Source organism: Roseibium aquae (genome assembly GCF_008711285.1).
GTDB classification, from domain to species: domain Bacteria; phylum Pseudomonadota; class Alphaproteobacteria; order Rhizobiales; family Stappiaceae; genus Roseibium; species Roseibium aquae.
In genome coordinates, this window is the sequence record NZ_VXDC01000017.1 from 1 (window position 1) to 9,160 (window position 9,160).

Consider the following 9,160-nt stretch of genomic DNA (forward strand, 5'->3'; position numbering starts at 1 on the left):
TGCCATGAATGCGATCACACCCCGAAAGGGCGGCCGGTATGTCCGCGATGCGCAGACGGGGGACGAGGATCCTTCGAGACGGGCCGTTGGCCCTCCTCAGGATGAGGGGGGCCAACGCGGGTTGGCCGGTCCCCGGGCCAAGGGCGGCGGCACGCCCGTGAAGACAAAGGAGTGACGGATGCGCAAGGCCCGGAAACTGGCGATCCTGGCGAAGATCGAGACCGCCTATGGCACGGACAGCGGCCCGACCGGCACGGCGGACGCGATCCTGGCGACCGATGTCACCCTGACGCCGCTGGCCGGCGAAGACGTCTCCCGCGATCTGTTGCTGCCGACGCTCGGCCATCAGGGCATCGAGCTCACCGCCAATCACCTGCGGCTGGACTTCGCGGTGGAATGCGCAGGTGCGGGCGGGGCCGGGGATGTGCCCGCCTATGGCGCCTTGCTCCGGGCCTGCGGGCTTTCGGAAACGGTGACCGCTGGCGTGTCGGTCGCCTATCAGCCGGTCTCGGAAGGCGAGGAAAGCCTGTCGCTCTATTTCAACCAGGACGGCGTGCGCCATGTGGCGCTTGGCTGCCGCGGCACCTTCCAGCTGGAGTTCGCACCGAAACAAATTCCAAGATTCCGGTTTTCCTTTTGGGGTCTTCTGGGCACGGTCACCGACGAAGCCTTGCCGGCCGCCATCCTGTCAGCGTTCCAAGCCCCCCGGCCGGTGTCCAGTGCGATGACCAGTCTGTCGCTGTTCGGCTCAAGCCGGATCGCCGAAAGCCTTGCCGTCGATCTCGGGGTGGAGATCGTGCCGCGCTTTCTCATTGGCGATGAACGCATCCAGCTGACCGGCCGGCAGGTCACCGGAACGGCGGTCCTGGAAGCCAAGACGATGGCGGCGGCCGACTGGTTCGACGCCGCGCTTGCCAAGACCACGGGGGCCTTGAGCCTCATTCATGGCACGGCGGCGGGCCATACGGTGGAGCTGACCGCGCCGAGGGTGCAGATCGGCCGCCCCTCCCAGGGCGAAACCGACCGGATCGTGAACTATGCCGTGCCGCTGATGTTCCTTGCCGACACGGGCGACGACGAACTCGTGCTGACCATCCGCTGAGATCAAGGAGAGCCTCATGCAGTTCCGCCTGTGCGAACCCTTCGAGTTCTGGTGGCCGGTCCGCGTGACCCTTCCCGATCCGGACCGGCCGGGCGCGGTGCTGAGCCAGACGTTTGAGGCCAAGTTCCTTATGGTGGGCAAGGACCGGCTGGCGGAGCTGGAAGCCCACGGGGAAGCCGCGCTGCTTTCCGAAATCCTGCGCGACTGGCGCGGGGTGAGCGGGGCAGGGGGATCCGAGATCCCGTTTGGCCCGGAAGCGCTGGAACAATGCCTGCCCTTTGCCCATTTCCGCGTCGGCGTCTACCGGGCTTACCTCACCGCGCTCAACGGCCAGGCCGCGGCAAAAAACGGATAGAGGCCGCCCGGGCCTGGGCCTATGCCCGGCGCGGCCTGGCCGATCCGGACCGAGCGGTCCGGCTGGACGCGCAAAGCGCCGCGGACTTCGCCGCCCTTGGGCTTCCTGTGCCGGACGCTCAAATCCCAGATCCTGAAACGTTCGACGTCCCGCGCGAGAACTGGCGCGCGGTCACGGCGTTCCTGGCGCTCGAAACCCAGTGGCGCGTTGTGGCAGGACCGGTTGGGTTGATCTGGTGCGGGCTCGATTATGCCGCGGCGGCTGCTGCGGTCCGGGGGCGGAACCGGCGGGCCTGGCAGCGGCTGTTGGGGGAGCTCAAGGTGATGGAATCGGCGGCGCTAGAGGTGTTGAATGGGTGAATTTATTGGGTATTGGCACTTTTCACGCAGGCCAGCTGCATCGATGATCATTGGTTGGCATAAACGCGGTGCTAGTCGAATCTTGGTGGATCGTATTCATCCGTATCCGGCGAGCTGTCTTTTGAACGCTCAGACAAAACATCCTCGTAGTCCTTTTGATAGCGTGGTCCCACAGTTCCGTCACTCGAAACGACCATAAGGGCAGCGAGTTCATCGAATTTCGCACGGTCATAGATCATGTTAAGCGCGTTTTTAGGCGACAGCGCTCGTTCAGCGTAAGTCTGGTCACCAAGTGCGACCAAAAGGAATGTTGCGAGATCAAGGCTATCTGCGAGTACATTGGTAGAATTTGAATCCCCAACCGCGGCAGCCGCTTTCACAAGTACAGGCAATGGAGAGAGAATTTTTCCCGTCGCGTTCTCGTAAAAAATATAAGCCGACGTACAAGCATTTCTTTGCAGTAAAGTTCGTTGTTGGGTAGTGCCGGAACTGCGCTGCGAAATGTCAGCGTTGGGACGTCTATATCGTTTTGCTTGAAAGACTAGGGGTATTATTTCTCTCACCGAGACGCTGCCGTCATCGTGAGCTTTCTTTTCAAAATCGAGGATAATTCCAAAGTCGCCGCCGTTCACCTGTTCGCCGCCACCGACGGAAAGATCAAGCTCTTGAAGGATCAGTGTGCTCTCCTGCGCCCTGAGAGCAGTTGCCATACGTTCGCTCCAAAGGCAGCATTGGTTTCCCCACAGGGCTATAAGATTTCCTGTGAGACGATCTTCCCTGGATCGGGTTGGACAGTGCCGTATCTGAAAATCTGTTGCTGCTTCGAGCGTGGCCACAAACATCGTCCAAACCGCGACATCGCGAAAGTTGCAATGATCTGCCATAAAATCATATACGGTTGAATACCGATTCGCGTAGCGCCCCGGGGTATCTCTAATCGCCATAATTCTTTGTATGTGACCAATTTCTGACTGAAGAGCGTGCGTTCTTTCCAGAAGTGTGGAGCGGATCGCTAAGCTCGTATTCGCTGACACGGTATCGAGCGTATTCCACGCTTCGAGGCGATCATTTCCTTCCATAAAGCTCTTGCTTTTCTCCTTGATTTCTAAAAACTCCTCGAGGGAAAGACCAAAATACTCAGAGAAACTATTCGTCATTGATATGCCTTTAGTTGAAATAATTCTCCTTACACGCCCTTTTAATTGACCGGTTAGATATGAGCAATATCACGACACCATTATGGGTGCCTATTGCCGCTTCGCAGTTTATAAACTGCGATTTTTTTGGCCAATATTCGGAAACTGACTATTAGGTGGGGTCACTTTTGAGAAGCCAAAGCTGCGATCTTCAGCTCTCTCGTAGAGTATCCAATAGGCGTCAACGCAACCCGTAGACTGCTAAAGTACTTCAAAATGTGTTTATTGCGCTGTGTGATACACCACCTTGCACCCGCCCGGATGTTCTGACCCTCGCCCGCGCGCGAAGCTTGGGCCATGACCTTGAACCTGCAGATGCTGGCCCGGCTGGACGCCTCGGGCGTGGAAAGCGGCGCTCGCGACGCTAGGCAGGCGCTTGCCGGGATCGGCACGAGCGCCAAGGCAACGTCCACAGACATCAGCAATCTGTCAGCCGCAGCCAAGGCCTCGCTTCAGGCGGCACGAGCGCAAGGATCGGCGTTCAAGGTGGCGGGCCAACAGGCAGCGAACGCCAACAAATTGGCCGCCAATGAAGTCAACATTCTGGCGCAGCAGATTTCCGATGGCGCGATCCAGGTGGCCAGCGGTCAATCGCTGTTCACCGCGATCCTGCAGCAGGGCAGCCAGGTGCAGTTCCTGCTGGGCTCCAAGGGCTTCAACACGATCGGCGGGTCCTTGGGTCTTCTCAAACAGGGTTTGATCGGCTTTTTAAACCCGCTCAATCTGGCGCTGGTGGGCTTGGCCGGAGGGGCGGCGGCGGCCTCCGCGCTTTACCGGGCCATTGCCAGCGACACCAGCGCGACACAGGCGCTGGAACACCAGGACCAGCTGATCGGCCAGCTCGCCGAGCGTTACGGGGAAGTCGAGGCGGCGCTGGACCGGCTGCAAAGCCGTCCGAGCGCGGCGATCCTCGCGCTCGACACGGACGCGCTGGAAAGCCAGCGGGAGACCCTCCGGTCGCTGATCGCGGACATCGAACAGGATGTGCAGCGCAGCCTGCGGATCGAGGCCAATGCCTTGAGCGCCCTGGCCGAACCCTTGACCGAGGACGCGGCCCTGTTCCGGGCATTCCAGGGCGAGCTTCGGGCGACCGCCGACACCTTCGCGCTGGCGGATGCGGAAGCCGACCAGCTGATCGGCCGGTTGCTGGAACTCGCCCGGACGGCACCGGATACGACGTCCGAGCGGGCGATCCGCGCCTTGATTACGGAAGCCCGGGCGGCCGACACCGGGCTTCTGGCGCTGGTCGAGCGGCTGGGCGAGGTGGAGGCCGCGCTCCAGGGGGTCGGCTCTGCCGCCGACAGTCTCGGCCGGATCGATGGAGCCGCCAATTCCCGGATCGCTCAAGCCTTCGGGATTTTCGAGGAGAGAACCGCCCGGGACCGTCTGCGGTCGCAATTGCCCAAATCCCGGACCGGGGGACCCGCTGTGCGCGCCGAGCCCGACCGGATCGGGGATTATCTCACCACCCAGGACCAGAGTTTGGAGCGGCTGCGGCTGGAGATTTCCCTGGTCGGCCAGTCCGAGGCGGCGCGGCGGCGGGCCTTGGCGGCCCTGGAGGCGGAGATCGCGATCCGGGAGCTTGGGGCGCAGGCCTCGGAGACCGGCGCGGCTACCTTGCGCGACAACGCAAGGGCCATCGCCGAGGAGACGCTGGCGCTGGAAGAACTAGAAACCGCCTGGGGCGCGGTGCAGCGGACCGGCGAGGCGGCGATCCGCTCGCTGACCACAAAGCTGGCCGACGGAGATCTGACCGGCGCGCTGCGGTCGGTGATCCAGGAGGTCTCGCAACTGGGGCTCCAGCTTGCGGCGATCAATCCGCTGACCAACGCGCTGTTCGGAACGGCCAGGCCGACGCTCAGCGCGGCGGGCGGGTTTTTGAATGGCGGGTTTCTGGGAGGATTGTTTGGGTCGTTTGACCGCGGCGGGCCGACCGGAGCCGGGGCCGACAGCGAGGTCGCTGGGCTGGTGCACCGGAATGAATATGTCTTTGACGCCCGGTCGACCGCGCGGATCGGTGTTCCCGCCCTGGAGGCTTTGAGGCATTCCGCCCTGCGCGGGTACCAGACCGGCGGCCTGGTCACCACCTCGGCCTTGCCCCTGCCGGTGGCGGCCCGGTCAAGGCCCCGCGGCCTGGATCATGGATCAGACCGCGCGGCTGATCATGTTTCTGATCGCGCATTGGGGGGCGATGTCCATGTCCACATCACGACGCCGGATATCCAGAGCTTCCGGGCGTCCCGCGCGCAGATCGCGGGGGAGTTCGCCCGGCTGGCCATGCGGGGGAACAGAAATGCGTGACTCTGAATACCCGATGGAGGGCTCATGAGCGATTTCGACGAGGTGCGGTTTCCCGATGTGGTGGCGCGCGGCGCGCTTGGCGGGCCGGAGCGGCGCACGGAGATCGTCGAGCTGACGTCCGGTTTTGAGGAGCGCAACACGCCCTGGGCGGACAGCCGGCGCAAATACGATGTGGGCTCCGGCATCCGCCATCCCGATCACCTGGCCGAGGTGATCGCGTTCTTCGAGGCCCGCTCCGGCCGGTTGCGGGGGTTCCGGTTCAAGGACTGGGCGGACTTCACATCGTCCCGGCCGTCGGCGCCGGTCACCCCGTTCGATCAGGTGCTGGGCGCGGCGGACGGGAGCCAGACTTCCTTCCAGCTCATCAAGGCCTATTCCTCCGGCAGCCGCAGCTGGATCCGGCGGATTGCCAAGCCGGTGGCGGGCACGGTCCTGATCGCCGTGGACGGCGCGGTCCAGGCCTCCGGCTGGTCGGTGGATCCGGCAAACGGCACCGTGACCTTCGAGGCCGCCCCGGCCAGCGGCACCGTGACGGCGGGCTTCGCCTTCGACGTGCCGTGCCGGTTCGACACGGATCTGATCCAGACATCCTTGCGCGAGCTGAAGCTCGGCGAGATCCGGGCCATTCCGATCGTGGAGGTGCGGGTATGAAGACCATACCACCGGCCATGCAGGCCGATCTCGACAGGCGGGCGACGACCCATTGCCGGTGCTGGCAGGTCACCCGGAAGGATGGTGCGGTGTTCGGCTTCACCGATCACGACCGGGCGCTTGCCTTTGGCGGGGTGACCTTCGAGGCGGCCTCTGGCTTCACAGCCTCGTCGCTGGAGGCGTCGCTGGGTCTTGCCGTCGACAATCTGGACGTGGAGGGGGCGCTGTCCTCGGCCGCGATCACGGAAGACGACCTGGCGCGGGGGCTCTGGGACGATGCGGCCGTGTCGTTATGGTTGGTGGATTGGACGGACCCGGACAAACGGGTGCTCCTGCGCTCCGGCAACATCGGCGAGGTGGCGCGGGGGCGGACGGCGTTCACCGCGGAACTGCGCGGCCTGTCGCACCGGCTGGGCCAGCCGGCCGGGCGGCTGTTCAGCCGGACCTGCGCCTGGGAGCTGGGCGATGCGCGCTGCCGGGTGGATCTGGCGCCCTGGACCTTTGCCGGGGAAGTGGCCGGGGTGGTGGCCGGAGCGGGGGCCGGAGCGGGGGAGCGGCGAAGGTTCACGGCCACCGGGCTGGAGGCGGCCGCGCCCGGCGTGCTTGCGGCCGGGCTCCTGACCTGGACGTCCGGGGCGAATGCGGGCCAGGCGATCGAGGTGAAGCGGCACGCGGCCCCGGGCGGCACGGTCACGCTGGAACTGGTGCTGCCCATGGCCGACCCGATTGCGCCGGGGGACGGGTTTATGGTGCGGGCGGGCTGCGACAAGGCGATGGCCACCTGCCGCGACCGGTTCGCGAACCTCACGAACTTCGGCGGCTTTCCGCACATGCCCGGCAATGACCGGATCATCGCCTATGCGGACAAGGACGACCTCAACGATGGCGGGAGCCTGTTCCGGTGAGCGCCCAAGGCACAGGGTCTGTGACCCGGCCCCCGCTCACCCGATCCGCCATCGTGGCGGCTGCGCGGAGCTGGCTTGGAACGCCCTATGTCCACCAGGCCGCGCGCAAACATGCGGGCTGCGACTGCCTCGGTCTTGTGCGCGGGGTCTGGCGCGAGGTGATGGGCTGTGAGCCCGAGACCCCGCCGCCCTATACGCCGGACTGGGCGGAGCGCAGCCGGACCGAGACCTTGCGGGATGCGGCCGCCCGGCATCTGATCGGGATCGATCCCGGGGACGCGGATGCCGGGGACGTGCTCCTGTTTGCGTTCCGCGACCGGCTGCCGGCCAAGCACTGCGCGCTGCTGACCACTGCCATCGATGCACCGGAGCCCCGGATCCTCCATGCCCATGAGCATCTTCCCGTCTGCGAGGTGCCCCTGATCCCGGCCTGGCGGGCACGGATCCGCTTCGCCTTCAAGTTCCCGGGGGTGGTGTCGGCGCAATCTGCGCCGCAAGCGCGACTGCGCGCCGCGCCTGATGGCGCGCCCCCTCCGGAGGGCAGCCCGCAGGGCGGTGCGCCCGTGAGGAGAAACTGATGGCAACCCTCGTTCTGGGCGCAGCGGCGACGGCCTTTTCCGGCTCGATCGGGGCAAGCCCGCTGGTCTCGGCCCTGATCAGCGGCGCGGCCGGGGTGGCGGGGGCGTATGCCGACGGCTTGATCGCCGGCGCCCTGACCCCGGCGCGGCGGATGTCCACCGAAGGCCCGCGCATTGGCGACTTGCGCCTGCAGACCTCCACGGAAGGGGCGCCGGTCGCCGACGCGGTGGGCCGGGTGCGGCTGGCGGGCCAGGTGATCTGGGCGACGCGCCTGCGGATGGAGGTGAACACCTCGAGCGAGAAGGTGGGGGGCAAGGGCGGCGGCGGGCGCCAGACGGTGACCACCACGACCTACAGCTACTTCGCCAATTTCGCGGTCGGCCTGTGCGAGGGACCGATCGCCGGGATCGGCCGGGTCTGGGCCGATGGCAAGATCCTGGATCTTTCCAGGATCACACACCGGGTGCATGCGGGCACGGCGGACCAGCTGCCCGATCCGCTGATCAGCGCCAAGGAGGGCGCCGCGCCCGCCTATCGCGGCACGGCCCTTGTGGTGTTCGAGGACCTGTTTTTAGGGGACTTCGGCAACCGGATCCCGCAGCTGGAATTCGAGGTGATCCGGAAGCTGCCCGGCATCGAGGAGCAGGTTCAGGGCATGGTGATGATCCCGGGCGCCGGGGAATGGGTCTATGCGGGCGAGGAGATCCGCCGCCTCGACCCGGACCGCGAGGGGACCAGCGCGGCGGAAAACGTCAACAACCAGGTGGGCGGGCCGGACTGGGCGGTGGCGGTGGACAGCCTGCAGCGCGATTTTCCCAATGCCGCCTCGGTGCTGCTGGTCGTCTCCTGGTTCGGCAGTGACCTCAGATGCGGGGCGTGCGAGGTGCGGCCCGGCGTGGAGTTCGGCCCGGAAAAGACGACGGCGCCGAGGAGCTGGCAGGTGCACGGGCTCGGCCGGGACGGGGCGCGGCTGCTGGCGCGCTCCGTGGAGGATCCCGAGCGCCCGGCCTATGGCGGCACGCCCGCCGACAGCACCGTGGTGGACGCGCTCCGGGACCTGAAGCGGCGCGGGATCTCCACCACCTTCTGCCCGTTTTTGTTGATGGACATTGCGCCCGGCAACGGGCTTGCCGATCCTTACGGGCGGGCGGAGCAGCCGGCCTTTCCCTGGCGCGGGCGCATCACCTGCCATCCGGCGGCCGGACAACCGGGCAGCGTGGACAGAACCGCGGCGGCGGGGGCGCAGGTGAGCAGTTTTTTTGGCGGCGCGGCCCCCTCCGACATCGCCGTAACGATCGACCCAGCCTCGCATGCCGTCACGACCAGCTATTCCGGCCCTTCGGACTGGGGCTGGCGGCGCATGGTGCTGCACTATGCCAGGCTCTGCGCGGCGGTGAACGCGATCGAACCGGGCGCGGTCACCTGCTTCCTGATCGGCTCGGAGCTGCGCGGGCTGACCTTCGTGCGCGATGGGCCAGGCAGCTATCCGGCCGTGAGCCAGCTTGTTCAGCTTGCCGCGGACTGCCGGGCGATCCTGGGGGCTTCCGTCAAGCTCACCTATGCTGCCGACTGGTCGGAATACCGCGGCCATGACCCGGCGGACGGGTCCGGGGATTTTTTCTTCCATCTCGATCCCTTGTGGAGTTCCAGCGCCATCGATGCGGTGGGGATCGACACTTACATGACGCTGTCCGACTGGCGGGACGGGGACG

9 protein-coding genes are annotated in these 9,160 nt (G+C 65.7%); 8 read left to right on the plus strand and 1 reads right to left on the minus strand.

Annotated elements, in window-relative coordinates; genetic code table 11:
* Positions 1-178 precede the first annotated feature (178 nt).
* The 3 genes from F0184_RS18865 (at position 179) to F0184_RS20805 (ending at position 1,816) form a co-directional block, all read left to right on the plus strand.
* A complete protein-coding gene (locus F0184_RS18865; protein ID WP_150497769.1) occupies positions 179-1,102 on the plus strand; it encodes a phage tail tube protein in 924 nt (307 codons plus the stop codon).
* 16 nt (positions 1,103-1,118) lie between these two features.
* The gene (locus tag F0184_RS18870) at positions 1,119-1,457 is read left to right on the plus strand and encodes a hypothetical protein (RefSeq protein WP_150497718.1); all 339 of its coding nucleotides are present in this window, start codon (positions 1,119-1,121) and stop codon (positions 1,455-1,457) included.
* A gap of 107 nt (positions 1,458-1,564) precedes the next feature.
* Complete coding sequence (locus F0184_RS20805; RefSeq protein WP_208998563.1) at positions 1,565-1,816, plus strand: DUF1799 domain-containing protein; 252 nt, start codon at positions 1,565-1,567, stop codon at positions 1,814-1,816.
* A 71-nt stretch (positions 1,817-1,887) separates the two neighbouring features.
* Here F0184_RS20805 and F0184_RS18880 read toward each other — a convergent pair whose 3' ends face one another.
* The gene (locus F0184_RS18880) at positions 1,888-2,973 is read right to left on the minus strand and encodes a hypothetical protein (protein ID WP_150497771.1); all 1,086 of its coding nucleotides are present in this window, start codon (positions 2,971-2,973) and stop codon (positions 1,888-1,890) included.
* Between the two features lie 336 nt (positions 2,974-3,309).
* Here F0184_RS18880 and F0184_RS18885 point away from each other — a divergent pair, with 336 nt between their 5' ends.
* The 5 genes from F0184_RS18885 to F0184_RS20940 all read left to right on the plus strand — a co-directional run.
* Positions 3,310-5,313, plus strand: coding sequence for a phage tail length tape measure family protein (locus F0184_RS18885; RefSeq protein ID WP_150497772.1), 2,004 nt, complete (start codon positions 3,310-3,312; stop codon positions 5,311-5,313).
* A 24-nt stretch (positions 5,314-5,337) separates the two neighbouring features.
* Positions 5,338-5,964 (plus strand): DUF2460 domain-containing protein, encoded by a 627-nt coding sequence (locus F0184_RS18890; RefSeq protein ID WP_150497773.1) that lies wholly within the window; start codon positions 5,338-5,340, stop codon positions 5,962-5,964.
* Complete coding sequence (locus tag F0184_RS18895) at positions 5,961-6,869, plus strand: DUF2163 domain-containing protein (RefSeq protein ID WP_150497774.1); 909 nt, start codon at positions 5,961-5,963, stop codon at positions 6,867-6,869. Before F0184_RS18890 ends, F0184_RS18895 begins: the two co-directional genes overlap by 4 nt.
* Positions 6,866-7,447, plus strand: coding sequence for a C40 family peptidase (locus F0184_RS18900; RefSeq protein ID WP_308809959.1), 582 nt, complete (start codon positions 6,866-6,868; stop codon positions 7,445-7,447). Before F0184_RS18895 ends, F0184_RS18900 begins: the two co-directional genes overlap by 4 nt.
* Positions 7,447-9,160: baseplate megatron protein TIM-barrel domain-containing protein (locus tag F0184_RS20940; protein ID WP_206668380.1), on the plus strand; the 1,714-nt coding region annotated here is incomplete at its 3' end. The genes F0184_RS18900 and F0184_RS20940, both read left to right, overlap by 1 nt.